A 24,627-nucleotide genomic window follows, 5' to 3' on the forward strand; every position below is an offset into this window, starting at 1 on the left:
ACCGCTGGATGATCCGCTGCGTGATCAACGGCCCTCACGAGACCATGGAAGCCCTCGAGCAGGAGGCGCGGGCGGCGTTGGCGGACACCGTGGTTCGCCGCGGTGACACACCCCTTCCGGTGCGCACGCCGTTGACCGTGCAGCTGCCCGAGCCGATGGCGCAGCAATTGCGGGAAGCCGCGGCCGCCCAGCAGGCCGAGGCGCAACAGGCCCAGCAACAAGACGACGCGCAGGAGGGGGCCAACCAGCCGGCGGCCCGTCGCAGCGTCGACGGCTCGGCCATGCAACAGCTGCGCACCACCACCGGGGGCTGAACCGAAACCGCTAGCTCAGCTCGGCGAGAGCGGCCAGGCACGCCGCGCCCAGCGCGGCGGGATCCGAGCCGATCTGGTCGAGCGTGACCGTCCGCAGCGCCGCCCGCGGCGCGGCCTCAACCCATTCCACGCCGACCTGCAGTGGGTGGATGGGATCGTCGACGGCGGACGCCACAGCCAGTGGCACGGCCAGCCGGGCCAGCTCGGCGTGGTTGGGCGCCACGTGGCCGGCGGCTTCGTCCATGGCGTCGGGCAGTTGTGGCCACTGGGCGCGCCACGAGCGCGCCAGCTCGTCGGCCAGCCACGGCGGGCTGGACGCCCGCATCTGGTTGGTCGTCGCCTCCAGTCCGTCGGCGCGGAGCTGCGCTGCCGTATGCCGCGCCGCAAGGGCCGCGGGCGCCGTTTCGGGTTCCCCGGCCCAGGCCGGCAGCGCGGCCAGGACGGCGACCGTCCGGGCCGGGTGCGCCAGTGCCCAGGCGACCGCGACCGCCGCGCCGATCGAGACGCCGCCGACGGCTATCGGGCCCGTGCGCGCGGCGGCGTCCAACGCGGACACGTAGCCGTCGATCAGCCGATCCGGGTTGGGCGGCGGGGTCACCAGAACGGCGCCGGCCTCGCGCAGTGGGCCCGAAAACGCCCGGCGAACGTAGTCGTCGTCGGACCCCGTGCCGGGCAGCAAGACGGTCGTCACACCCCGCAGATCGACAGCCATCCCCTGATATTGCCCCGGCGTTCATCTGCGCCCAACATCGGTGTTTGAGTCGGTTGGCGCGTGGGAACCAACAGGTCTACGGTGTCCGTTGGCATAAATGGAAGCGCCAAGGCTTATCGGCATTGTCAGGAGGGGCCATGGGGGCCCAAGGATATCTGCGCCGGCTCACCCGCCGCTTGACGGAGGCACCGGAGCAACGCGACTCGGAGGAGTTGTCCGACGAGGTCGCACTTACCGGCGCGCAACGAGTCATCGACTGCGAGCGCGGCCAAGAGGTCACGATGGTCGGCACGCTGCGAAGCGTGGAATGTAACGGCAAGGCCTGTGCGGGCGGTGTCCGCGCCGAGCTGTTCGACGGCACCGACACCGTCACTTTGGTCTGGTTGGGGCAGCGCCGGATACCCGGCATCGACTCGGGCCGCAAGCTGCGGGTACGCGGCCGGCTGGGCAAGCTGGAGAACGGAACCAAGGCCATCTACAACCCGCACTACGAAATTCAGCGGTGACCCAACCCGGCGATTTGGGGTCGAGTTCGGGACCCCACGAGTCGGGCGCTGCTGAGCGCGCGACCGTCAACCGCGTCACGGCCGAACGTCTACTGCGCCAGGCGGGCGGGGTCAGCGGCGTCATCTATTCTTCGCTGCCCGTTGTGATCTTCGTCATTGCGTCGAGCCTGTCGGGCTTGTTGGCGGCCATCGTCTCCGCGTTGACCGCGGCCGCGCTGGTCCTGGTGTGGCGCCTGATCCGCCGCGATTCAGTACAGCCGGCCCTCTCGGGATTTTTCGGCGTGGCGATCTGCGCGCTCATCGCCTACATCGTGGGGGAGTCCAAGGGCTACTTCCTACTGGGCATTTGGATGTCGCTGGTGTGGGCGGTGGTCGTCGCGGTGTCGGTCGTCATGCGGCGGCCGCTGGTCGGCTACGTGTGGACCTGGGCCACCGGGCGGGGCCACGGCTGGCGCGATGTTCCGCGCGCCGTCCACGCGTTCGACCTCGCCTCGGTCTGCTGGGTGCTGGTGTTCGCCGCGCGGTTCGTGGTCCAGGGTCTGCTCTACAACGCCGACCAGACCGGCTGGCTGGCCGTCGCGCGCATCGCGATGGGGTGGCCGCTGACCGTGGCGGCCGCGCTCGCGACGTACCTGGCGATCAAGTCCGCGCAGCGTTCCATGCTCGCGGTCGGCGACTAGCCGTCGAGCGGCGGGCCGTCCGGCAGCAGGAGCTTGCGCAGGTCCTCTTCGACCTCGGCGACCGCGACGAAGAGCAGTTCGTCGCCGCCCTCCAGCGGCTCGTCCGCCTCGGGCACGATGACCCGCGGACCGCGCAGGATCGTGACCAGCGAGGCGTCCCGGGGCAGTTGCAGGCGGCGCACCGGCTTGCCGCCCCAGGGCGTGTCGTCGGGCAGGGTGATCTCGACGAGGTTGGCCTGTCCGCGGCGGAATTCCATGAGCCGCACCAGATCACCGACGGCGACGGCCTCTTCGATGAGCGAGGCGAGCATGCGCGGCGTGGACACCGCCACGTCCACGCCCCAGGCGTCGGTGAACAGCCACTCGTTGCGGGGATCGTTGACCCGGGCCACGACCCGGGGCACCGCGAACTCGGTCTTGGCCAGCAGGCTGAGCACGACGTTGGCCTTGTCGTCGCCGGTCGCGGCGACCACCACGTCGAAGTCCTGCAGATGCACCGATTCCAGCAGGCTCAGCTCGCAGGCGTCGCCGAGCCGCCAGTGCGCGGCGGGGATGGCGTCGACGTCGACGTGATCGGGGTTGCGCTCGATGAGCGTCACGTCGTGGCCGTTGCCGATGAGTTCGCGACCGACGGAGCGGCCGACCGCGCCGGCCCCGGCGACAGCTACCTTCATGTTCGCCGCTCCTTAACCGAGGTCTTCACTGGGGGGCATGGCCGCGATGGCGATCGCCTCGGCGGCGCGCCCGGAGATCGCGGCGACGTAGACCTGATCGCCGGCCTGGATGACGGATTTCGGTTCCGGCAATACGCCTGCACCGAACCGGATCAGGAACGCCACGCGGGCGCCGGTGGCCTGCTCGAGATCGGTGACGCGCTGCCCGATCCACTCCTCGTGCAGGACGACCTCGGCGACAACCACCGTGCCGGTCGGGTCCCGCCATTTCGCGGTCTCGGTGTCGCGCAGCAGCGCGTTCAGCAGGCGATCGGTGGTCCAGGGCACGGTGGCGATGGTGGGGATGCCGAGGCGTTCGTAGACCTCGGCCCGCTTGGCGTCGTAGATCCGGGCGACAACCCGCTTGACGCCGAAGGTCTCCCGGGCCAGCCGTGCCGAGATGATGTTCGAGTTATCACCGGACGACACGGCGGCGAACGCGTCCGCCTCCTCGATGCCGGCCCGCAGCAATACGTCCCGGTCGAACCCCTGCCCCAACACCCGCTCCCCGGCGTACTCGGGGCTGAGCCGGTTGAACGCGGTGCTGTCGCGGTCGATGACCGCGACGTCGTGGCCGATCCGCGATAGCCCGTCGGCCACGGAGGAACCGACGCGGCCACAGCCCATCACCACTACTCGCACTTTCCGATCCTCTCGGCCGCGTCCTGCGCCCCGATCGGCAACCCACGTCGGCCAGCCGATTTCGGGTCGGCAAACATTCTCGCCTACGAAGCTACCGCCAAACCCTTGTGGGCTTACTCTTGGCTCTCGTGTCCAAACTTTCAACCGCAGCGCGTCGGTTGCTAATTGGCCGGCCGTTTCGCAGCGACCGGCTGAGTCACACCCTGCTGCCCAAGCGGATCGCCTTGCCGGTGTTCGCCTCCGACGCGTTGTCATCGGTGGCGTACGCGCCCGAAGAGGTCTTCCTGATGCTCTCGGTGGCCGGCCTGTCCGCGTACGCGTTGACGCCCTGGATCGGTCTCGCCGTGGCCGCGGTGATGTTGGTCGTGGTGGCCAGCTACCGGCAGAACGTGCACGCCTACCCGTCGGGCGGCGGCGACTTCGAGGTGGTCACCACCAACCTCGGTGACACCGCAGGCCTGGTGGTCGCGAGCGCCCTGATGGTGGATTACGTTCTGACCGTTGCCGTTTCGACGGCGTCGGCGATGTCTAACATCGGCTCCGCCATCCCGCTGGTGGCCCAGCACAAGGTGTGGTTCTGCGTGGCCGCGATCCTGCTGGTGATGGCGTTGAACCTGCGCGGCATCCGGGAGTCCGGGGTGGCGTTCGCCATTCCGACCTACGCGTTCATCATCGGCGTCTTCATCATGATCGGCTGGGGCCTGTTCCGGATCTTCGTGCTGGGCAACCCGCTGCGCGCGGAGTCGGCCGGCTTCCAGATGCACGCCGAGCACGGCCAGGTCGTCGGCTTCGCACTGGCATTCCTGGTGGCGCGGTCCTTCTCCTCGGGCTGCGCGGCGCTGACCGGTGTGGAGGCCATCAGCAATGGCGTCCCGGCTTTCGAGAAGCCCAAGTCGCGCAACGCGGCGACGACGTTGCTGATGCTGGGGGCGATCGCGGTGGCCCTGCTGATGGGCATCATCGTGCTGGCCCAGCAGATCCGCGTCCAGCTGGTCGAGGATCCCGCCACGCAACTGGCCGGCGCCCCGCCGGGCTACTACCAGAAAACCCTGGTCACCCAGCTGGCGGAAACGGTGTTCGGCAGCTTCCACATCGGCTTCCTGCTGATCGCCACGGTGACCGCGCTCATCCTGGTGCTGGCAGCCAACACCGCGTTCAACGGCTTCCCGGTGCTCGGCTCGGTGCTGGCGCAGCACAGTTACCTGCCGCGCCAACTGCACACCCGCGGGGACCGGTTGGCGTTCTCCAACGGGATCCTGTTCCTGTCCGGTGCGGCGCTGCTGGCGATCATCGCGTTCCGCGCCGAGGTCACCGCCCTGATCCAGCTGTACATCGTGGGCGTGTTCATTTCGTTCACCCTGAGCCAGATCGGCATGGTGCGGCACTGGACTCGATTGCTGCGCACCGAGACCGATCCGCGGGCGCGGCGCAAGATGATGCGCTCCCGGGTCGTCAATACCGTCGGATTGCTCTCCACCGGCGCGGTTTTGTTGGTCGTCCTGGTGACGAAGTTCGTCGCCGGCGCGTGGATCGCGCTTTTCGCCATGGGGTTGCTGTTCGGGATGATGAAGATGATCCACCGCCACTACGGCACCGTCAGCCGGGAACTGGAGGAGCAGGCCGCCGCCCAGCACGACGTGGTGTTGCCCAGCCGCAATCACGCGCTGGTGCTGGTGTCCAAGCTGCATCTCCCGACGCTGCGCGCGCTGGCCTACGCCAGGGCGACGCGCCCCGATGCGCTCGAGGCGCTCACAGTCAGCGTGGACGACGGGGAAACCCGCGAGTTGGTGCACCAGTGGGAGGAAAGCGACATCAGCGTGCCGCTGAAGGTCATCGCCTCGCCGTATCGCGAAATCACCCGGCCCATACTGGATTACGTCAAGCGCGTCAGCAAGGAATCGCCGCGCACCGTCGTCACCGTGTTCATTCCCGAATACGTGGTGGGCCATTGGTGGGAGCAGGTGTTGCACAACCAGAGCGCGCTGCGGCTCAAGGGCCGGCTGTTGTTCATGCCCAACGTGATGGTGACTTCTGTTCCGTGGCAACTGAATTCGTCGGAACGGCTGCAGACGCTGCAGCACCACGTGGCCCCGGGGGACACTCGTCGGGGAATCTTCGATTGACCCGCGAATCCCCCCGCGCACCCGCAGCGGTGGCGCCCCCGCACGAGGAGCTGACGTTGGTCACCGGCGCCCCGGCGAACGGCGGCAGCTGCGTGGCGCACCACGAGGGACGCGTGGTGTTCGTCCGCTACGCGTTGCCGGGTGAGCGGGTGCGGGTCCGGGTCACCGCCGACCGTGGATCTTATTGGCACGCCGAGGTTGTCGAGGTGCTCGAGCCTTCGGCCGACCGCGTCGAGTCGCTGTGCCCGATCGCCGGGGTGGATGGCGCCGGGTGCTGTGACTTGGCGTTCGCCGCCCCGGAGGCGGCCCGCGCGATCAAGGCGCAAGTGGTGGCCAATCAACTGGAGCGGCTGGGCGGACACCGCTGGGATGGCGGGGCGGAACCGCTCCCGGGCTCCGGGCCGACGGGTTGGCGCACTCGGGTCCGGCTCGACGTGGGCGCCGACCGCCGCGCCGGGTTTCACCGGTATCACAGCGACGAGCTGGTGACCGACCTGCGCTGCGCGCAATTGCCGGCCGGCATGCTCGACGGGATCGCCGAATCCGAGTGGCCGCCGGCCGCTCAGCTGCACGTCGTCGTGGACGACGACGGTGCCCGCCACGTGGTGCGCACGCTGCGGCAGGGCAAAAAGACCGCGACCAAGGTCGTCGAGGGCAGCTACGAGGCGGTGCAGCGGGTCGACGGCCGCAGCTGGCAGATCCCGGTGACGGCCTTCTGGCAGGCGCACCGCGGCGCGGCCACCGTGTACAGCCGCCTGGTCGCCGACTGGGCGCAGCCGGACACCGGCGCGACCGCATGGGATCTGTACGGCGGCGCCGGCGTTTTCGCCGCGGCGCTCGGGGCCGCGGTCGGGGAGTCCGGTCGGGTGCTGAGCGTCGATACCTCGCGCGCGGCCACCCGCGCCGCCCGGGCCGCGCTGAACGACCTGCCGCAGGTGCAGGTCGTCAACGACTCGGTGCGGCGGGTACTCAACGCGCAGCGATCCAGCGCCTCAACCGCAGATGTGGCGGTGCTGGATCCGCCGCGTGCGGGGGCCGGGCGCGAAATCGTCGATCTGCTGGCCGCGGCCGGTGTCCCGCGTATAGTGCACATCGGTTGCGAGGCCGCGTCTTTCGCCCGTGACATCGGGCTCTACCTCGGCCGCGGCTACGCCGTCGAGAAGATCAAGGTGTTCGATGCGTTCCCGCTCACGCATCACACCGAATGCGTCGCGCTGCTGACCCGTTAGCGATTAGAGGAAGGGCGCCGCAGCCGATAGACTCCGTCACGGTGTGCCGGGAAGTCTGGTCGGCGATGTCCTTGTCGACCGACCGAGAGGCTTAGGTGCCTACCACCGAAGTGCGGGCCGCGCCCGTCGATGTGTCCAGCGGTAGGGGACCGCGGCCATCGTGACGGAAACTCTTCGCTACGCGCTGATCATTTTGTTCTGCAGCGCAGTCGGTTTGGTCGCGGTCCTGGCGAACCGCCTCACCGAACGGGTGAAGATCCCGGTGCCCCTGCTCGTGCTGGTCGGGGCCGCCGTGGCGGTGCACGCGGTGCCGGCGGTGCAGTCTCCGTCCGAGCCGACCGTCGAGCGGGTGATCACCATCGCGCTGGTGTTGGTGTTGTTCGACGGCGGCATGCATATCGGACCATCGCGGTTCCGCGCGGCGGTCGTCCCGATCCTGTCGTTGGGCGTGGTGGGAACCGCCCTCACCGCCGCTGGGGCGGCGCTGGTGGTGCACTACGCATTCGGGATCGGCTGGTTCCCCGCGGTACTCGTCGCCACGGCGGTGGCCCCTACCGATCCGGCCGTGGTCTTCTCCGTCCTGGGCAAACGCGAGATCAGGGGGCGCAGCAGCACCATCCTCGAGGGCGAGTCCGGCGCCAACGACCCGGTCGGCATCTCCCTGATGTCCAGCCTGATCTTCGCCGGTGGCCTCAGCGCGGCCGGATTCGCCGATGTGGGAACGCAATTCGCTCGCCAGATGGTGGTCGGACTGGCCGTCGGGGTGATCGGCGGCCGGGCCCTGCTCGTCTTCATGCGCCGGGTCGCCCTGCCGAGCGAGGGCCTCTACTCGCTGCGCACGCTGGCGTCGTGCCTGATGCTGTACGGCATCGCCACGCTCGCGCACGGCTCGGGTTTCCTGGCCGTATTCGTCGCCGGCATCGTGATCGGCGACGCCCGCGCGCCGTACAAGCCGGAGATCAAGCGGTTCCACGCCGCCCTGGCCGGTCTGGCCGAAATCGTCGCGTTCGCGTTCCTCGGGCTGACCGTCGACATCAACGTGCTCGCCCATCCGGACGTGTGGATTCCCGGCGTCGCCCTCGGTGTCGCGCTGACATTGGTGATCCGGCCGCTGGCGGTGGGCTCCTGCCTGGTTCCCGTCCGGCTGCAGCGAAACGAACGCGTCTTCATCATGTTCGCCGGGCTCAAGGGCGCGGTGCCGATCCTGCTGGGCGAGTTGCTGCGCGCCGCGCACGTCGCCGACGCCGAACGCCTCTACGGCATCGTGGTCGTGGTCGTGATCTTCTCGGTGCTGGTGCAGGGCAGCTCGGTGCCCGGCGTCGCGAACCTGCTGCGGCTGCCCATGCGGACCGTGGAGACCCAGCCTTGGGAGATCGGCGTCCGGCTGGCGGACGAACCGCACGGGGCGCATCGCTTCAGCGTTGCGAAGGGGTCCGCCGCGGAGGGCTACACGGTCGAGGGGCTCGGTGACCGGGTCGGCGACATCTGGGTGAGCATCGTGGTTCGCACCACCGGTCTGGTCCCGGTCCGCGGCGACACCAAACTTCAGGCCGGCGACGAGGTCGTCATACTGGCGGATCCCGAACTCCACGACACCCTGGCCGAGCTGTTCGGACCCGCGTAGGCCGGCTACCTCGGCTCCCTGCTGTTCCTGCGGTGGCTGCGTAGACTATCGGGATGCTGGAACAGATCCGCGGGCCCGCTGATCTGCAACACCTGTCCCAACAGCAGCTGCGTGAACTGGCCGCCGAGATTCGTCAGTTCCTGATCCACAAGGTCGCTGCGACCGGGGGACACCTCGGGCCCAACCTCGGCGTCGTCGAACTGACGCTGGCGCTGCATCGTGTGTTCGACTCGCCGCACGACCCGATCGTCTTCGACACCGGTCACCAGGCATACGTCCACAAGATGCTGACCGGACGCGCGCAGGACTTCGAGAGCCTGCGCAAAAAGGGCGGGCTGTCCGGCTATCCGTCGCGCGCGGAGAGCGAACACGACTGGGTCGAGTCCAGCCACGCCAGCGCGGCGCTGTCCTACGCCGACGGCCTGGCCAAGGCGTTCGAGCTGACCGGCCACCGCAACCGGCACGTGGTCGCCGTGGTCGGCGACGGCGCGCTCACCGGCGGCATGTGCTGGGAGGCGCTGAACAACATCGCGGCGTCGAAGCGGCCGGTGATCATTGTGGTCAACGACAACGGCCGCAGCTACGCACCGACGATCGGCGGCGTCGCCGACCATCTGGCCACTCTGCGGCTGCAGCCGGCCTACGAGCAGGCCCTGGAGAAGGGCCGCGACGCGGTGCGCTCGCTACCGTTCTTCGGCGAGCTCGCCTACCGGTTCATGCACAGTGTCAAGGCCGGCATCAAGGACTCCCTGTCCCCGCAGCTGCTGTTCACCGACCTCGGCCTGAAGTACGTGGGACCGGTCGACGGGCACGACGAACGCGCCGTGGAGATGGCGTTGCGCCACGCGCGTGGCTTCGGCCGGCCGGTGATCGTGCACGTCGTCACCCGCAAGGGCATGGGTTTCGGTCCCGCGGAGGACGACGAGGCCGAGCAGATGCATTCCTGCGGCGTGATCGATCCGGTCACCGGCCAGGCCACCAAGGTCGCCGGTCCCGGTTGGACCGCCACCTTCTCCGACGCGCTGATCGGCTACGCGAAAAAGCGCCGCGACATCGTGGCCATCACCGCGGCGATGCCCGGCCCGACGGGGCTGAGCGCCTTCGGGCAACAGTTCCCGGATCGCCTCTTCGACGTCGGCATCGCCGAGCAGCACGCGCTGACGTCGGCGGCCGGCCTGGCGATGGGCGGCATGCACCCGGTGGTGGCCATCTATTCGACGTTCCTCAACCGGGCCTTCGACCAGATCATGATGGACGTGGCGCTGCACAAGCTGCCCGTCACCATGGTGCTCGACCGGGCCGGGATCACGGGTTCGGACGGCGCCAGCCACAACGGCATGTGGGACATGTCGATGCTGGGCATCGTGCCCGGCATGCGGGTCGCCGCGCCCCGCGACGCCACCCGGTTACGCGAGGAACTCGGCGAGGCGCTTGACGTCAATGACGGGCCGACGGCGCTCCGCTTCCCCAAAGGCGATGTGGGCGAAGACATTCCGGCGCTCGAGCGACGCTCGGGTGTGGACGTGCTCGCGCTGCCGGCCGCCGGACTCAACCACGACGTGCTCCTGGTGGGCGTCGGCGCGTTCGTCCCGATGGCGCTCGAGGTCGCCAAGCGGCTGCACAACCAGGGGATCGGCGTGACGGTGATCGACCCGCGTTGGGTGCTGCCGGTGTCCGAGGCTGTCATCGAGCTCGCCGCGCAGCACAAGCTGGTCGTCACGTGCGAGGACAACGGTGTCAACGGCGGCATCGGGTCGGCGGTGTCCGCGGCCCTGCGGCGCGCGGAGATCGACGTGCCGTGCCGCGACGTCGGCCTGCCGCAGCGGTTCTACGAGCACGCCTCGCGGGGAGAGCTGCTGGCCGACCTGGGGCTCACCGATCAGGACGTGGCCCGCCGCATCACGGGGTGGGTCGCCGCGCTGGGTAACGCCGTCACCGAAGCGGAGATCCGCGAGCACCTCGACTAGTCGGTTTCGGCCTCCGGCTCGTCGGGTGGTTGCAACGCCCGAGCGAGCACGGGATCCACCAATTCGCGCTGCCATGACCGGGCCTGCCCGGCCCGCAGAAACGTATCGACGGCCTCCAAAGGGTCGGGGGCGGGCTCCCAGTCCCAGCACAGCCGTCGAACCAGGTCGGGCGAGACCAGGTTCTCGGTGGGGACGTGCACCCGCTCGGACACCTCCGCCAGCGCCGCACGCGCCGCCTCCAGCCGCGCGGCCGCCTCCGGTTTGCGCCTGCTCCACCGCGCCGCCGGCGGCGGCCCGTTCGGCGCTTCGGCATCGACGGGCGGGTTCTTGGTTTGCCGCGCCGCCTCCAGCGCACCCAACCACGTGGCGGCGCTGCGACGCTGATTGCGCCCACCGAACACCGGCAAGGCGGTGAGGTCCTCGATGGTCTTCGGGTCGGCGATAGCGGCCTCGATGATGGCCGAGTCCGGCAAGATGCGTCGCGGCGCGATGTCGCGGCGCTCGGCGATGCGGTCGCGCGTCAACCACAGCTCGCGGACCGCCGCCAGGCCGCGCTGGTCGCGCACCCGATGGATCCCCGACGTCCGCCGCCACCGGTCCCGCCGCGTCGCCGCGCTGGGCTCCTTGGCGCCCGCCACCCGTAGGTAATCGAATTCCTCTGCGGCCCAACCGCTTTTGCGTTGCTCGGCCAGCACGTCGGCGATCGCGGCCCGCAGTTCGATGAGCAGTTCCACATCCAGCGCCGCGTAATTGAGCCATTCGCTCGGCAGCGGGCGTTTGGACCAATCGGCCGCCCCATGCCCCTTGGCCAACCCGGACCCGAGCAGCCGCTCCACCATGGTCGCGAGGTTCACCCGCTCGAAGCCGGCCAGCCGCCCCGCGAGCTCGGTGTCGTACAGCGCGGGCGGCCGCAGGCCGACCTCCGCGAGGCAGGGCAGGTCCTGGTCGGCCGAATGCAGGATCCATTCGTCGTCGCTGAGCACCTCGGCAACGGGCCGCAGTGCCTCGAGCGGGTCGGCGCCGTGGCTGACGGGGTCGATGAGCACCGTGCCCGCGCCGGCCCGCCGGATCTGAATCAGGTAGGCCCGGTTGGAGTACCGGAAACCGGACGCCCGCTCGGCGTCCACCGCAAACGGTCCGCGACCACTGTCCAGGAACTCCGCCGCCTCCTGGATCTGGCGGACGGTCACCGAGAGGTCCGGAATCCCTTCGGCCGGGTGCAGCAGGGGCGTCGGCGCGGGTTCGATGTCTTCGGGTGCCGCGCTGCCGGCCCCATGGGCCGCCGGTTCGCACATGTCAGGCGCGTGACCGCGAGCTCAGATCGGTGACGCCCGTCGGCGGGAGACCCGCCGCGTGTTCCAGTACCTCGCAGAAGGCCTCGACATGGACGCCGACCTGCGGCGTGGTCGCCGTCCACGATGCCCGCAGCTCCAACTGGTGGGCGCGCGGCGGCCCCGAGATGTCGCCGTAGCGCACCGAGGTGGTGGCGGTGACCGTGCCGCCGAGGGCGGTGACCTGCTCCATCCGAGACTCCAGCGCGTCGACCAGCCAGCTCCACGCCACCTCCGGCAGCAGGGGGTCGACGGCCTCGCTGGGATCGAGGTCGGCCTGGATGTAGGCGACCAGGCGGATGGTGCCGTCCCACGCGTCGGCGCCTTCCGGGTCGTACAGCAGGATCAGGCGGCCGAAGGCGTCGCCGTCGGATCGCTCGGGCACGATTTCGCGGTCGGGATGCTTGACCTCGGCCCCCAGCGCGTAGCTGTAGGGCGCCAGGCGTTGCGGCGGGCGAATGGGGCCCAGCTCGATTTCCGCTCGGACGGTGACGCCGTTCATCGCCGCTACCGCCTCGCGGAATGGCTCCGGTTCAGCTGAGGTCACTTGGCGCCGCTCCTGTTCATCCCGGCCACTCTGCGTCGGCGCGGCGTACGTCATGAGCGCCGCTCCTCCACATCGCTGCCATCCCCCACAAGCGGGTGGGGGAACCTCCCACTTGAGGGGGCGTGCCCCCACTGCATCGTCGCGGTGCGGGTCACAGCGTCCGACGGTAGACCTATCGGCCGACACGCGGAACCAGGCGCGCCGACCGCTACCAACCCGTTACCCGACCTCATGGGCCGGTATCGCCCCTGCTCAGGAGGCATTTCCGCCGGTAAATCGGGCCGGCCGCTTCTCGCGGTGCGCGGCCAGCCCTTCCTGCACGTCGGGGCCGCTGAAGCTGAGGAATTCCAGGCCGAGCGAGGTCTCGAAGGTGGGTGCGAACATGCGGTACCAGGAGTTGAGGCTGTGCTTGGTCCACCGGATGGCGTTTTGCGCGCCGCGGGCCAGATCCTCGGCGATCTGCGTCGCCGTGGACAGCACGTCATCGTCGTCGACGCAGGTGGACACCAGGCCGATCCGCTCGGCTTCCTCGCCGAGCAGCGTCTCGCAGGTCAGCAGGTAGTACTTGGCCTTGGCCATGCCGACCAGCAGCGGCCAGCAGATCGCGGCGTGATCGCCGGCGGCCACGCCCAGCTTGGTGTGCCCGTCGATGAGCTTCGCGGTGCGGCCCGCCACCGAGACGTCGGCGAGCAGGGCCACCACCAGCCCCGCCCCGACGGCCGGGCCCCGGATCGCCGAGACGACGGGCTTGTCGAAGTTGACCATGTTGAGCACCAGGTCGCGCGCCTCCCGCATGATGCGCATGCGGCCCTCGTAGTCGCCGATGGTTTCGGCGATCAGGTCGAAGCTGCCGCCGGAGGAGAAGGCCTTGCCCTCGCCGCGGACCAGCACGACGCGCACGTCGGGGTCGCGGGCGATCGCCGGCCAGATGTCGGCCAGGTCCCGGTGCATCTGCGGCCCGACCGAATTGAGGCCGGGGGCGTCGAGAACCAGCGTCAGGATGCCGTTGTCGCCGACCTCGCAGCGCAGGCTGGGGAACTCGTCGTAATTCACGGGCGGGTGGCTGACTGGCACGGTCGTCGATATTACGCAGCAGCACCCTCGTGGCAGCATTGAGGACAATGAGTACTCGCCGCGACCTCCCCGAGTCGCCGTATCTGGCCGCCGTCACCGGTGGCAAACCCGGCCGGACCCCGGTGTGGTTCATGCGGCAGGCGGGTCGTTCGCTGCCCGAATACCGGGCGCTGCGGGCCCAGACCGACATGTTGTCGGCCTGCTTCGACGCCGAGCTGGTCTGCGAGATCACCCTGCAGCCGGTGCGCCGGCACGACGTCGACGCGGCGATCTTGTTCTCCGACATCGTGGTGCCGCTGCTCGGCGCCGGCGTCGACCTGGACATCGTCGCGGGTGTCGGGCCGGTGATCGCGTCGCCGGTGCGCACCGCGGCCGACGTCGATGCGATGAAACCCCTTGACCGGCAACGGATTCAGCCGGTGTCCGACGCGGTGACGCTGCTGGTGGCCGCGCTCGGCGACGTCCCGCTGATCGGGTTCGCGGGTGCCCCCTTCACGCTGGCGTCCTATCTGATCGAGGGCGGCCCCAGCCGCCACCACGCCCGCACCAAGGCGATGATGCTGGCCGAACCGGATTGCTGGCATGCGCTGATGGAAAAGCTGACCGACATCACCGTGGGCTTCCTGCGTGCGCAGCTGGAGGCCGGGGTGGACGCGATTCAGGTGTTCGACTCGTGGGCGGGTGCGCTGTCGCTCGCCGACTACCGCACCTACGTGCAACCGCACAGCGCCCGGGTTTTCGGCGCGCTGACGGAGTACGGCGTGCCGATGACGCACTTCGGGGTCGGCACCGCCGAACTCCTGGGGGCCATGTCGACGGTGGGCGCGACGGTGGTGGGCGTGGACTGGCGAACCTCGCTCACCGATGCGGCCGCCCGGGTCACGGCGGGGACCGCGCTGCAGGGCAACCTCGATCCGGTGGTCCTGCTGGCGGGGTGGCCGGCCGTCGAACGCGCCGCCCGGGCCGTGGTCGACGACGGGCGCCGCGCCGTCGACGCGGGCGTGACCGGTCACGTCTTCAACCTCGGCCACGGCGTGCTGCCCGAGACCGACCCCGGTGTGCTGACCGATCTGGTGTCACTGGTCCACTCCCTATGAGCCCGCCTTCGTATTGCGTTGTCGGTGGTGGTATTTCGGGCCTGACGGCGGCATACCGACTGCGCGTGGCGGTGGGTGACGACGCCGCCATCACCCTGTTCGACCCCGGCGACCGGCTGGGCGGAATCTTGCGCACCGACCGGGTCGGCGGGCAGACCATGGACCTGGGTGCCGAGGCGTTCATCCTGCGGCGGCCCGAGATGCCCGCACTGCTGGCCGAGCTCGGCCTGTCGGGGCGCCAACTGGTGTCCACCGGCGCCCGGCCGTTGATCTACAGCCGGCAGACGCTGCACCCGTTGCCCACCGGGACGGTGGTCGGGATTCCGTCGTCGGCCGCCTCCGTGGCTGGGTTGGTCGACGAGGCGACCGTCGCGCGCATCGAAGCCGAACCCGGCCGACCCTTCAGCTGGCAACCCGGCAGCGACCCCGCGACCGCCGAACTCGTGGGCGAGCGGTTCGGCGAGCAGGTCGTGGCCCGGTCGGTGGATCCGCTGCTGAGCGGCGTGTACGCGGGTTCGGCGGCCACCATCGGGCTGCGGGCGGCGGCCCCCGGCGTCGCGGCCGCGCTGGACCGTGGGGCCACCAGCCTGACGGACGCGGTCCGGCAGGCGCTGCCGCCGGCGACCGGGGGACCCGTGTTCGGCGCGCTGGACGGCGGGTACCAGGTGCTGCTCGACGCACTCGTCGAGCGCGGCCGGCCGCACCGGGTTCGGGCCGCGGTGCAACGGCTCGAACCGGCCGGACCGGGGTGGTCGCTGACCGATGACACCGGCGCCCGCTGGCACGCCGACGCGGTGATCCTGGCCGTCCCGGCTCCGCGAGTGGCGCGCCTGCTGGCCGGTGTCGCCCCGAGCAGCGCCGCCGCCGCGGGCCGGATCACCAGCGCATCGTCGGTGGTGGTCGCGCTGGCGGTGCCCGCTGACACGCCGTTCCCGCAGTGTTCCGGTGTGCTCGTCGCCACCGGAGAGCCGTTGCGGAGCAAGGCGATCACGCTCTCGTCGCGCAAATGGGGTGCCCGCGGGGACACGCAGCTGCTCCGGCTGTCGTTCGGTCGCTGCGGCGACGACGTGGCCACCAGCGCCTCGGATGACGAACTGCTCGGCTGGGCGTTGAGCGACCTGGTCGACGTGTTCGACCTGGCCGTCGACCCGGTCGATGCACGCGTGCAGCGCTGGATCGAGGCCATGCCGCAGTACGGGCCCGGCCACGCCGAATTGGCGGCGGAGATCCGCGCGGGCCTGCCGCCGACGCTCGCCGTGACCGGCAGCTACCTCGACGGCATCGGCGTGCCGGCGTGCGTCGGGGCGGCCGGCCGCGCGATCGAGGCCCTCGACGTGGAAGTGGCACGATAGGTTCCATGGCCAAGCTCGACTACGACACCCTCAACGCGACGATCCGCTACCTGATGTTCTCGGTCTTCTCCGTGCGACCGGGCGAGCTCGGGGAAGAGCGCGATGCCGTCATCGATGACGCGTCGCGGTTTTTCAAGCAGCAGGAGGAGCGCGGCGTCGTGGTGCGCGGCCTCTACGACGTGGCGGGCCTGCGGGCCGACGCCGACTTCATGATCTGGACCCACGCCGAAACCATCGAGGCGCTGCAGGCCACCTACGCCGACTTCCGGCGCACCACCGCGCTGGGGCGGGCCTGCTCGCCGGTGTGGAGCAGCGTGGCGCTGCACCGGCCGGCGGAGTTCAACAAGAGCCACATCCCCGCGTTCCTGGCCGGCGAGGAGCCCGGCAACTACATCTGCGTGTATCCGTTCGTGCGGTCCTACGAGTGGTACCTCCTGCCCGACGAGGAGCGGCGCCGTATGCTCGCCGAACACGGCATGGCCGCCCGCGAGTACAAGGACGTCCGCGCCAACACGGTGCCGGCGTTCGCGCTCGGCGACTACGAATGGATCCTCGCCTTCGAGGCCCCCGAACTGCACCGCATCGTCGACTTGATGCGCGAGCTGCGCGCCACCGATGCCCGCCGGCACACCCGCGAGGAGACGCCGTTCTTCACCGGCCCGCGCGTGCCGGTCGAGCAGTTGGTGAACGCGCTGCCATGAGCCAGCCCGACGTCACCGACCCGGCCCGTTTCGAGGAGATGTACCGCGACGAGCGGACGTCGCACGGACTGCCCGCCGCGACGCCGTGGGACATCGGCGGCCCGCAGCCGGTGGTCGAGCGACTGGTCGCGCTGGGCGCGATCAAAGGCGAGGTGCTCGACCCGGGCACCGGGCCGGGCCACCACGCGATCTACTACGCCTCCAAGGGCTACGCCGCCACCGGCATCGACGGGTCGGCAACCGCGCTGGAGCGGGCTCGCGAAAACGCCCGCAGGGCAGGGGTTTCCGTCAACTTCGAGCTGGCCGACGCCACCAAGCTCGAAGGCATGGAAGGGCGGTTCGACACCGTCGTCGACTGCGCCTTCTACCACACCTTCAGCACCGATCCCGAGCTGCAGAGGTCCTATGTGCGGGCGCTGCACCGGGCCACCAAGCCCGGTGCACGGCTGTACATGTTCGAGTTCGGCGAGCATAACGTCAACGGCTTCAAGATGCTGCGGACGTTGTCCGACAAGGCTTTTCGCGATGTGCTTCCCCTCGGCGGCTGGGAGATCACCTACCTCGGCCCGACGACCTACCTGGTCAACATGAGCGTCGAGCAGATCGAGATGATGGCCGCGCGCAATCGCGAAATGGCCGATCAGATCGAGGAGCTGCTGGAGCAGTTTCGCTTGATGGAACCGTGGCTGGTCAACGGCCGGGTGCACGCCCCGTTCTGGGAAGTACACGCCACCAGGGTGGACTAGGCTCGCCGTCGGGCCTCGTTCTTCCGTGAGCCCCGCCTTCCACGACACATAAACCCTTGCGACGACACGCCGGAAACCGTCGCAGCGCTTTATGTCTCATGGATCCATGTGGCGGGCAACGGCGTCTTTCGTTCGTGGATGATGTGTTCGTCGGCAGTGAGGCCGTGCGGCAGGGCAGGCTCAGCCCGTATCAGCTGCGAATCGGATTTCGTGCGATTTATCCCGACGTGTACCTGGGGGAGCGGGCCACCAGTCCTTGCGGACCCGCTGCATCGCGGCGTGGCTGTGGTCGGGCAGACGCGCTGTGGTGGCCGGGCTTGCCGCGGCTGCGTTGCACGGCTCGGATTGGATCGACGACGATGAGCCCGTCGAACTGATCTGGGGCAACCAGCATTCGCCGCCGGGCATAGTCACCCGGAATCACCGGATTGAGCCCGACGAAATCACCATCGTCGGGGGTATTCCGGTCACCACATTGGTGAGGACGGCCTACGACATGGGCAGACAACGTCCCCGGGGCGAGGCGGTGGCGCGGCTCGACGCGCTGATGAGGGCAACCCCGTTTGACGTCGAGGAGGTCCTGCTCCTGGCTAAGCGGTACCCGCGTGCGCGGGGGCTGCGGCGGCTGCGTGCGGTGATTCCGCTTGTCGATCCCGGTGCCGCGTCGCCCGAGGAGACGTGGCTCCGTCTTCTGTTGATCGACGCCGGAATGCCGGTACCAGAAAGCCAGATTCCGGTGAACGAAGGCTGGCGCACCGTAGGTGTGCTCGACATGGGTTGGGAGCGGTACAAAGTGGCGGTCGAATACGACGGAGACCACCACCGCACCAACCGCCGGCAATACGCCCGAGACCAGTGGCGGTTACGCAAGCTCGAAGAACTTGGCTGGATCGTCATCCGGGTAATCGCGGAGGACAAGCCGCAAGACGTCGTGAGACGCGTTCGCGGTGCGCTCACCCGTCGCGGATGCCGCGAGATATAAACCCTTGCGACGCCCAGCGGCGTGTCGTCGCAACTGGTTATGTGTCGTGGCGGATAGCCCCCGCGACTAGGCCCCCTTGGGCACCAGGCGCAGCGAGATGGAGTTGATGCAGTAGCGCTGATCGGTCGGAGTCGGGTAGCCCTCGCCGGCGAAGACGTGGCCCAGGTGGCTGTGGCAGTTCGCGCACAGCACCTCGGTGCGCGTCGTGCCCATCGAGTGATCGGGCCGCAGGATCACCGCGTCGGAGTTCGCCGGGTCGAAGAACGACGGCCACCCGCAGTGCGACTCGAACTTCTCTGTGCTGCGGAATAATTCGGCCCCGCAGGCGCGACACTGGTAGACGCCTTCGGTCTTGGTGTCGGTGTACTCACCGGTGAAGGGCCGCTCGGTGCCGGCCTGGCGCAACACGTGAAACTCTTCGGGCGTGAGCTTCTGGCGCCACTCGGCATCGGTCAGCTGCAGCTTCGGATTCATGCATCCACGCTAGCGCCATCTCGGCGCGCCGTCAGCCACGCCGGATCGATGCCCTCGTCCAGCCGGTTCTCGGCCTTCGCGTCCAGATACCGGAACAACAGCACCGTGAACACCACGATGAGCAGCAGCGACCAGCCGTAGGTGATCTTCAGGTAGTGCAGCGCGCGGCCGTACCTCATCCACCGGTAGATCAGCCAGTCGTCCAGCGCCAAGAAGCCGTAGACCCCGAGCCATGCCGGCCAGTTGCGGATCAGCGAGTTGGGCAACACCACGGTCATCAGGAACGGGAACAGCATCATCGAGTAGTAGCCCTGGGCCAGCGACAGCACCAGCCACGACCACAGCAACAGCACGCCCGACGAGCTGGTGAACCAGAAGAGCGGGTCGCGGGTGCGGTAGTAGCGGTACAGCAGCCACATCGCCCCGATCGCAAGCACCGTGAACAGCAGCCGCAGGAACACGATCAGCCACGTGGGCAGGCCGAAGTACACGCCGTTGCCCTCGATCGAGCTGTTGAAGTAGTCACGCGTGCCCAGGATGTACGGCACCGTCTTGGTGACGAAGTCCATGGGATCGCTCACCAGAGGCCACGCGGCCAGGTTGACGACGACGGGCACCACGATCGCGGGGATCAGCGGCCGCCACTGGCGGTTCAGCAGCGGCAGCAACAGCAGCGGACCGAGCAACGGTTTGAGCGTCAGCGTCAGCCCGATCGCGATGCCGGCCCACCACTGACGGCTGACCCGGCCGTCCAGCAGCCAGCGCAGGAACAGCATCTCCGCCAGCAGCACGCAGCCGTTGATGTTGGTGAACACCAGAGTGCTGGTCACGCTTTCGGTGCAGAACATGGCCAGCAGCAGGGCGGGCGCGGCCACCGAGGACAGGGTGAATTTGAACATCCGCAGCAGCAGGTACCAGGCCAGCAGGATCGCCACGGTGTTGATCAGGACGAACAGATACCGCGACGGCGTGAAGGACAGATACCCGAACGGCGCCATCAGCAGCGTGCCGCCGGGCGGGTACAGGTAGTGCGGGTCGACGTAGTCGAAGTGCTCGTTGTAGATGTCCCAGCCGCGCCGGAAGTTCAGCACCGCCCGGTAGACCGGCTTGAAGTCGTCGGTGATGTTGCCGTTGAGGGTGAGGATGATGCTGCGGTGCAGCACCGACATAATCGCCAGGGGCCACAACGCCGAACGCACGATGGTCGCCGTGCTCGGCGGGCCGCTGCGGGGACGAAAGGCGGCCAGGATCCGATCGCGAGAGCCGGCTCGGCTCGATTCAGCTGCCGTCACCAGCGCACCGTACACCGGCCCGTGGCCGGAAAATCAGGCGGGACAGTACGTGTCGGTGCCGGGCAGTTTGCCGCTGTTGACGTAGCCGATCAGCGGTGGGACCGTGCAGCTCGAGTAGATGCTGGCGCCGTGTCCGATGCCCTGCCACATCACCCGCTTGCTGGCCGCGTTGGCGTTGATGACGGTGGCCGCCGTCGCCGCGACCCCGTCGGTGCCGACGATCGGGTCGTGCTGGACGCCCAGCAACAGGACGTCGACCTTCAACGATTTCGGCGGCGCCGGGGGCGAGCCGGTGGGCCAGTGCACGCATTTGACCATGTTGAGCGCCGCGACGGTGCCGAACTCGGGGTACAGCTTGGCCCATGCCACGACCAGTTCGCGCACGCGGTCGGGGGTGGGGCGATTGACGGCGTCGCTGCAAGTGTTGACGAACTGGCCGTCGGAGTCCTCGGTGGCGTCGGCGTGATTGATCAGGTTGGTCAGCTGATTGGTGTCGCCGGAGCGGGCGGCGGCCAGCGCGTTGGCCAGGCTGGTGGTGGAGTTGACGCGGCCGCCCGAGGGAAAGCCCAGCGCGACGGTGATGGCGCTCGCCAGCTGGGCCACCGACGCCCCGGCGGGCCCCTTGCCGGCGCGGGCGTCGGCCAGTAACCCGCTGACGGCGCCCTTGGGGTCTGGACCCAGCGCGCAGTTCACCGCGACGCACTGGGCGGCGAACGCGTCGAGCGCGGCCTGCTGGCCCTTGGCCTGTTGCTCGGCGGCGGCTTCGGCGCTGGCGCCCAACGCAACTGGCGAGTCGAGTATCAGCCGCGCGACCTTGTCGGGCCTGGCCGCCGCGTAGGCCAGCGCCACCTGCGCGCCGTTGCCGATCCCGACCAGCGCGACCGCCGGCACGTCCCACAGCGACCGCAGTCGCTCGATGTCCGAGGCGGCGTGGGCGTTGTCGTAGGCGGACGCGCCCGGCGCGATGGCGTCGGTGCAGTTGGTGGTGGCGTTGTTCGCGACGTCCGACAGGTTGGCGACGGGGTCGTCGCCGGTTTGGAACTGCGCCTGGTCGCGCATGATCTGCCGGTCGGAGGTGTCGCGGCAGTCGATCGGGTTCGACATGCCCATGCCGCGACGGTCGACGGCGACGATGGGGTGGGTCTGCAGCACGTCGGCACCGCCCCTCGACAGCCAGACCGGCAGCTGCGCCGAAGACGGCAGGTCGGAGCCGGTGGTGAAGACCAGCGGGCCCGCGTCGCGCGGCGTCTGGCTCGAGCGGGCGCGGACCACGCCGACGCTCACGGTGCCGGTCCCGCCGCCGTTCGGGTCCAGGTCGGCATCGTAGTTCGCGCAATCCAGCTGCACCCCGGCCGCGGGCGGCACCGCGGCGTCGCCGAACACCCGCGACGTGCAGTCGTGCCAGGGCAGATCGTTCTTGGGCGCGGCGAGCGGCGGCGGGCCGCTGGGTGGCGGTTTGGCGGTGGCCGCACCCTGGGGGCGGGCGCCGGAATTGGTGGCGAAGCGCGGGTCGGCGGCCAGGCCCGGGACGCAGCCGGCGACCACGGTGGTCGCCGCAACCAAGATCGTGGCGAACGTGATCTGCCGACTCATGTCGACCACAGTAGCTAGGCCTTGACGTAGCGGGTGTACAGGTAACCGGCGTCGTCGGTCAAAACGTGGGCACAGCGCATCCGGGTGAGCAGCTGGCTGGGGCCGGTCGCGATGCGCCGGGCCAGCCCTCCGACGATGTAGGGCGCGATCGTCAGGCAGAGCTCGTCGAGCATGTCGCGCTGGATCAACGAATCGAGCAGCATCGGCCCGCCCTCGGTCAGGATGCGGCGCATGCCGCGATCACCGAGGGTCGCCAGCATGACGGCCTCGTCGACCTCGCCCGGGTCGCTGCCGGAGCAGTCGATCACTTCGCACACGTCGGCGAGCAGCCTGCGCGCCGGGGCGGCGGCCGCCGCGCAGGTGAGGACCAGCGGCGGCACCTCGGTCTTGGTGAACACCGCCATGTCGCGGTCCAGCCGACCCGACTTGGTGACGATCGCCAGTGGCGGGACTTCGCTCTGCCTGCGGGCCTGCCGTTGCTGGCGCTGGGCGACGCTGAGCTGCGCGCCGGAATAGCCCTCGACCCGCACGGTGCCCGCGCCGACCACGATGACGTCGGCGAGCTCACGCAGCAGGTTGAAGACGAATCGGTCGCCGGGACCGCCCATCGTTCCGCTGCTGCCGCCGGAGGTGGCCCCGCCGTCCACGCTGGTGATGAAATTGGCCCGCACCCATGTCCCCTCGTGTTCGGGGTAGCCGTAGAGCCGGGGGAGCTCTCCGTCGTCGACTTCGCGTACCGATCCGAGCAGCGACAGCGGTGTCTCGGGAAGGGGCATGAGGTCGATTGCAGCACGCCGTTACAGTTTTGGCATGCACGGGTCCTCTTCGGGGCGAGTGACGCACCTGGTGGATCGGCATCCGACGGTCTCACCGGAGCGGTTGATCGCTCAATTGAGGCCGCCTCCAACGTTCGCCGACGTGAGCTTCGCGACGTATCAGCCCGATCCCGCCGAGCCGACGCAGGCCGCCGCCGTCGTGGCGTGCCGGGACTTCTGCCGGCGGGCCGTGGAACGACGCGCGGGCCGGCGAAAAATGCTGGGCCGACGGGAGGTTCTGCCGGGTGTGGGGTTGTACCTGGACGGCGGCTTCGGCGTGGGGAAAACCCACCTGCTCGCGTCGGCCTACTACGAGCTGCCCGGCGACGGGCCGGAATCGTCAAGCCCCAAGGCGTTCGCAACTTTTGGGGAGCTGACGCAGTTGGCCGGGGTGTTCGGTTTCGCCGAATGCGTGGAACTGCTGGCCGAGTACACCGCGGTGTGCATCGACGAGTTCGAGCTGGATGATCCCGGCAACACGACGCTGATCTCGCGGCTGCTCTCGTCACTGGTCGAGCGGGGGGTGTCGGTGGCGGCCACCTCCAATACGCTGCCCGAGCAGCTCGGCGAGGGCCGATTCGCCGCCCAGGACTTCCTGCGGGAGATCAACACGCTGGCAAGCATTTTCACCACCGTACGGATCGAGGGTCCCGACTATCGGCACCGCGGCTTGCCGCCGGCTCCGCAGCCGTTGTCGGACGAAGAGGTGGCCGCGCGTGCCGCCCGGGTGGACGGCGCGACGCTCGATGATTTCGACGCGTTGTGCGCGCACCTGGCCACCATGCACCCGTCGCGGTATCTGACCCTCATCGAGGGGGTGACCGCGGTGTTTCTGACGGGCGTGCACGGCATCGACGACCAGAACGTCGCGCTGCGGCTGGTGGCGCTGACCGACCGGCTCTATGACGCCGGCGTCCCGGTGGTGGCCTCGGGCGCGAAGCTGGACACCATCTTCAGCGAGGAGATGCTGGCCGGCGGGTACCGAAAGAAGTATCTGCGGGCCATGTCTCGGCTCCTGGCGCTGACGGCTGGCGTCAGCGAAGCGCGCGGGTCATGACGAAGTCGTTCTCGCGCCCGGCGCCGACCTGGAAGGTCCGGGTGCCGCTGACCGTGAAGCCGTTCTTGGCGTAGAACCGTTGTGCGCGTTGGTTTGCCTGATTGACGCCCAGCCACACCCGGCGCACGCCCCATTCGCCGGCCGTGGCCAGCGCGAGGTCCATCAGCGCGGTAGCGACCCCGCTGCCATGGTGCTCGGGTGCAACGTAGATCTTGGACAGCTCGGCTGCGTCACCGTCGCGAATTAGCATGGCGTAGCCGATGATTCGGTCGCCGTCCGCCGCGGTCAGGACCGCGCGTTGCGGATCGGACAGGTATTCGGCGAAGCGGTCGGGCGACAGGTGGGCCGCGACGAACGCTGCGATGTTCGCCGGTGCCATCGAGGCGGGGCAGGCCAACGGGAATGTGCGCGCGGCGATATCGGCAAGCTCTTGAACGTCAACGGAGTTCGTCGTTACGACGCGTGTCAGAGGTTCCACTGCGCGAGGTGGTAGCCCGTCTTCTTGTCCAGCAGCACCACGGTGGAGACGGGATCACGGTAGGCGTCCCAATACACTTCGCCGCGCACGATCGCCCCGTTCGGCGCGTTGGTGAGCACGTTGTCCAGGGCGTCGGGCGCATCGGTGGCTCGTGGCTTGTAGGCGTCGGCGAATGGGGTCACGCCGTCGAAGCTGAAGGTCGTCGCCATGATGAACGGATTGGGTACCCGGACGGCGCGGACGACCACGTCGGCACGCTCGACGGTGCTCCCCGGGAAGCCCTTGTACGTACCTTCGCGCGTGTAGCCGAATCCGGGGGGTGGGTCACAGGGTGACACGCCGGTGACGGTGACGTCGGCGACGTAGGTGCCGGCGTCCACCCGCAGCGTGTCGCCGATGTGGCCGATCGGGGCGTCACCGGCCCAGGCGCGGGGGGCGGAGAGCCCGGCGACGGCGGTGCCGCTTGCCGCGGCGACGAGGAACGCGGACAGGACGACCAGCCAGCGGTGCATCTTCGCCTCCTAGGCACCCTTGGAAGGGACCATCGAATGATCGCACACGCGGTGAGGCGGCGGGGA

At 69.3% G+C, this 24,627-nt stretch carries 24 protein-coding genes and 1 pseudogene; 13 read left to right on the forward strand and 12 right to left on the reverse strand.

Going from position 1 to position 24,627, the window contains the following annotated elements; translation table 11 throughout:
- Positions 1–314, forward strand: a 314-nt coding sequence (locus A5711_RS19775; RefSeq protein ID WP_156745003.1) for a DUF3710 domain-containing protein, incomplete at its 5' end; no start/stop codon positions are given.
- A 10-nt stretch (positions 315–324) separates the two neighbouring features.
- On the opposite strand, the gene A5711_RS19780 is transcribed toward A5711_RS19775, so the two are convergent.
- Entirely contained in the window at positions 325–1,026 is a 702-nt protein-coding gene (locus A5711_RS19780) for an alpha/beta fold hydrolase (RefSeq protein ID WP_067949492.1), read from the reverse strand.
- 137 nt (positions 1,027–1,163) lie between these two features.
- On the opposite strand from A5711_RS19780, the gene A5711_RS19785 reads away from it, so the two are divergent.
- Positions 1,164–1,532 (forward strand): OB-fold nucleic acid binding domain-containing protein, encoded by a 369-nt coding sequence (locus tag A5711_RS19785; RefSeq protein ID WP_067949493.1) that lies wholly within the window; start codon positions 1,164–1,166, stop codon positions 1,530–1,532.
- 14 nt (positions 1,533–1,546) lie between these two features.
- On the forward strand, positions 1,547–2,212 hold the full coding sequence (locus tag A5711_RS19790) for a DUF3159 domain-containing protein (RefSeq protein WP_067949583.1): 666 nt from the start codon (positions 1,547–1,549) through the stop codon (positions 2,210–2,212).
- On the opposite strand, the gene A5711_RS19795 is transcribed toward A5711_RS19790, so the two are convergent.
- Together A5711_RS19795 and A5711_RS19800 are read right to left on the reverse strand one after the other, a co-directional pair.
- A complete protein-coding gene (locus tag A5711_RS19795) occupies positions 2,209–2,886 on the reverse strand; it encodes a TrkA family potassium uptake protein (protein ID WP_067949495.1) in 678 nt (225 codons plus the stop codon). The genes A5711_RS19790 and A5711_RS19795 overlap by 4 nt on opposite strands.
- A gap of 12 nt (positions 2,887–2,898) precedes the next feature.
- Positions 2,899–3,567 (reverse strand): TrkA family potassium uptake protein, encoded by a 669-nt coding sequence (locus A5711_RS19800; RefSeq protein ID WP_156673364.1) that lies wholly within the window; start codon positions 3,565–3,567, stop codon positions 2,899–2,901.
- 128 nt (positions 3,568–3,695) lie between these two features.
- Here A5711_RS19800 and A5711_RS19805 point away from each other — a divergent pair, with 128 nt between their 5' ends.
- The 4 genes from A5711_RS19805 (at position 3,696) to dxs (ending at position 10,510) form a co-directional block, all read left to right on the forward strand.
- Complete coding sequence (locus A5711_RS19805; protein WP_067949499.1) at positions 3,696–5,690, forward strand: APC family permease; 1,995 nt, start codon at positions 3,696–3,698, stop codon at positions 5,688–5,690.
- A 29-nt stretch (positions 5,691–5,719) separates the two neighbouring features.
- Entirely contained in the window at positions 5,720–6,919 is a 1,200-nt protein-coding gene (locus tag A5711_RS19810) for a class I SAM-dependent RNA methyltransferase (protein ID WP_067949508.1), read from the forward strand.
- A gap of 160 nt (positions 6,920–7,079) precedes the next feature.
- Positions 7,080–8,543: a cation:proton antiporter gene (locus A5711_RS19815; protein ID WP_067949511.1), complete on the forward strand. Its 1,464-nt coding sequence runs from the start codon at positions 7,080–7,082 to the stop codon at positions 8,541–8,543.
- A gap of 53 nt (positions 8,544–8,596) precedes the next feature.
- Positions 8,597–10,510 (forward strand): 1-deoxy-D-xylulose-5-phosphate synthase, encoded by a 1,914-nt coding sequence (gene dxs / locus A5711_RS19820; protein ID WP_067949513.1) that lies wholly within the window; start codon positions 8,597–8,599, stop codon positions 10,508–10,510.
- On the opposite strand, the gene A5711_RS19825 is transcribed toward dxs, so the two are convergent.
- The 3 genes from A5711_RS19825 to A5711_RS19835 form a co-directional block, all read right to left on the reverse strand.
- Positions 10,507–11,805: a ribonuclease D gene (locus tag A5711_RS19825; RefSeq protein ID WP_067949514.1), complete on the reverse strand. Its 1,299-nt coding sequence runs from the start codon at positions 11,803–11,805 to the stop codon at positions 10,507–10,509. The genes dxs and A5711_RS19825 overlap by 4 nt on opposite strands.
- Position 11,806: 1 nt before the next feature.
- Positions 11,807–12,442, reverse strand: a complete 636-nt coding sequence (locus A5711_RS19830) for a DUF3000 domain-containing protein (RefSeq protein ID WP_082953484.1) — start codon at positions 12,440–12,442, stop codon at positions 11,807–11,809.
- 198 nt (positions 12,443–12,640) lie between these two features.
- A complete protein-coding gene (locus A5711_RS19835) occupies positions 12,641–13,462 on the reverse strand; it encodes an enoyl-CoA hydratase/isomerase family protein (protein ID WP_067949518.1) in 822 nt (273 codons plus the stop codon).
- Between the two features lie 47 nt (positions 13,463–13,509).
- On the opposite strand from A5711_RS19835, the gene hemE reads away from it, so the two are divergent.
- From hemE to A5711_RS19860, 5 genes and pseudogenes are all read left to right on the forward strand, one after another.
- Positions 13,510–14,559, forward strand: coding sequence for a uroporphyrinogen decarboxylase (hemE, locus tag A5711_RS19840; protein ID WP_067949520.1), 1,050 nt, complete (start codon positions 13,510–13,512; stop codon positions 14,557–14,559).
- Complete coding sequence (locus A5711_RS19845) at positions 14,556–15,911, forward strand: protoporphyrinogen oxidase (RefSeq protein WP_067949522.1); 1,356 nt, start codon at positions 14,556–14,558, stop codon at positions 15,909–15,911. The genes hemE and A5711_RS19845 overlap by 4 nt, the downstream gene beginning before the upstream one ends.
- A 5-nt stretch (positions 15,912–15,916) precedes the next feature.
- Positions 15,917–16,612, forward strand: coding sequence for a hydrogen peroxide-dependent heme synthase (hemQ, locus tag A5711_RS19850; protein WP_067789672.1), 696 nt, complete (start codon positions 15,917–15,919; stop codon positions 16,610–16,612).
- Positions 16,609–17,358, forward strand: a complete 750-nt coding sequence (locus A5711_RS19855; RefSeq protein WP_067949524.1) for a class I SAM-dependent methyltransferase — start codon at positions 16,609–16,611, stop codon at positions 17,356–17,358. Before hemQ ends, A5711_RS19855 begins: the two co-directional genes overlap by 4 nt.
- Positions 17,359–17,492: 134 nt before the next feature.
- A pseudogene (locus A5711_RS19860) lies at positions 17,493–18,340 on the forward strand (endonuclease domain-containing protein).
- Positions 18,341–18,406: 66 nt separating this feature from the next.
- Here the strand turns inward: A5711_RS19860 and msrB are convergent.
- From msrB to A5711_RS19880, 4 genes are read right to left on the reverse strand one after another with little or no spacing between them, the layout of a single operon-like run.
- A complete protein-coding gene (msrB, locus tag A5711_RS19865) occupies positions 18,407–18,814 on the reverse strand; it encodes a peptide-methionine (R)-S-oxide reductase MsrB (protein ID WP_067744194.1) in 408 nt (135 codons plus the stop codon).
- Entirely contained in the window at positions 18,811–20,121 is a 1,311-nt protein-coding gene (aftC, locus tag A5711_RS19870) for an arabinofuranan 3-O-arabinosyltransferase (protein WP_067949530.1), read from the reverse strand. Before aftC ends, msrB begins: the two co-directional genes overlap by 4 nt.
- Before the next feature lie 18 nt (positions 20,122–20,139).
- Entirely contained in the window at positions 20,140–21,699 is a 1,560-nt protein-coding gene (locus tag A5711_RS19875) for an alpha/beta hydrolase (RefSeq protein WP_067949532.1), read from the reverse strand.
- A 14-nt stretch (positions 21,700–21,713) separates the two neighbouring features.
- Positions 21,714–22,475, reverse strand: coding sequence for a pyrimidine reductase family protein (locus A5711_RS19880; RefSeq protein ID WP_067949535.1), 762 nt, complete (start codon positions 22,473–22,475; stop codon positions 21,714–21,716).
- On the opposite strand from A5711_RS19880, the gene zapE reads away from it, so the two are divergent.
- Entirely contained in the window at positions 22,474–23,571 is a 1,098-nt protein-coding gene (zapE, locus tag A5711_RS19885; protein ID WP_156745005.1) for a cell division protein ZapE, read from the forward strand. The two genes, A5711_RS19880 and zapE, sit on opposite strands and share 2 nt — an antisense overlap.
- Here zapE and A5711_RS19890 read toward each other — a convergent pair.
- A complete protein-coding gene (locus tag A5711_RS19890) occupies positions 23,549–24,049 on the reverse strand; it encodes a GNAT family N-acetyltransferase (protein ID WP_067949539.1) in 501 nt (166 codons plus the stop codon). The two genes, zapE and A5711_RS19890, sit on opposite strands and share 23 nt — an antisense overlap.
- A complete protein-coding gene (locus tag A5711_RS19895; protein ID WP_067949541.1) occupies positions 24,037–24,561 on the reverse strand; it encodes a hypothetical protein in 525 nt (174 codons plus the stop codon). Before A5711_RS19895 ends, A5711_RS19890 begins: the two co-directional genes overlap by 13 nt.
- Between the last annotated feature and the right edge of the window lie 66 nt (positions 24,562–24,627).

This window comes from Mycobacterium sp. E2238 (assembly GCF_001672665.1).
Classification (GTDB): Bacteria; Actinomycetota; Actinomycetes; order Mycobacteriales; family Mycobacteriaceae; genus Mycobacterium.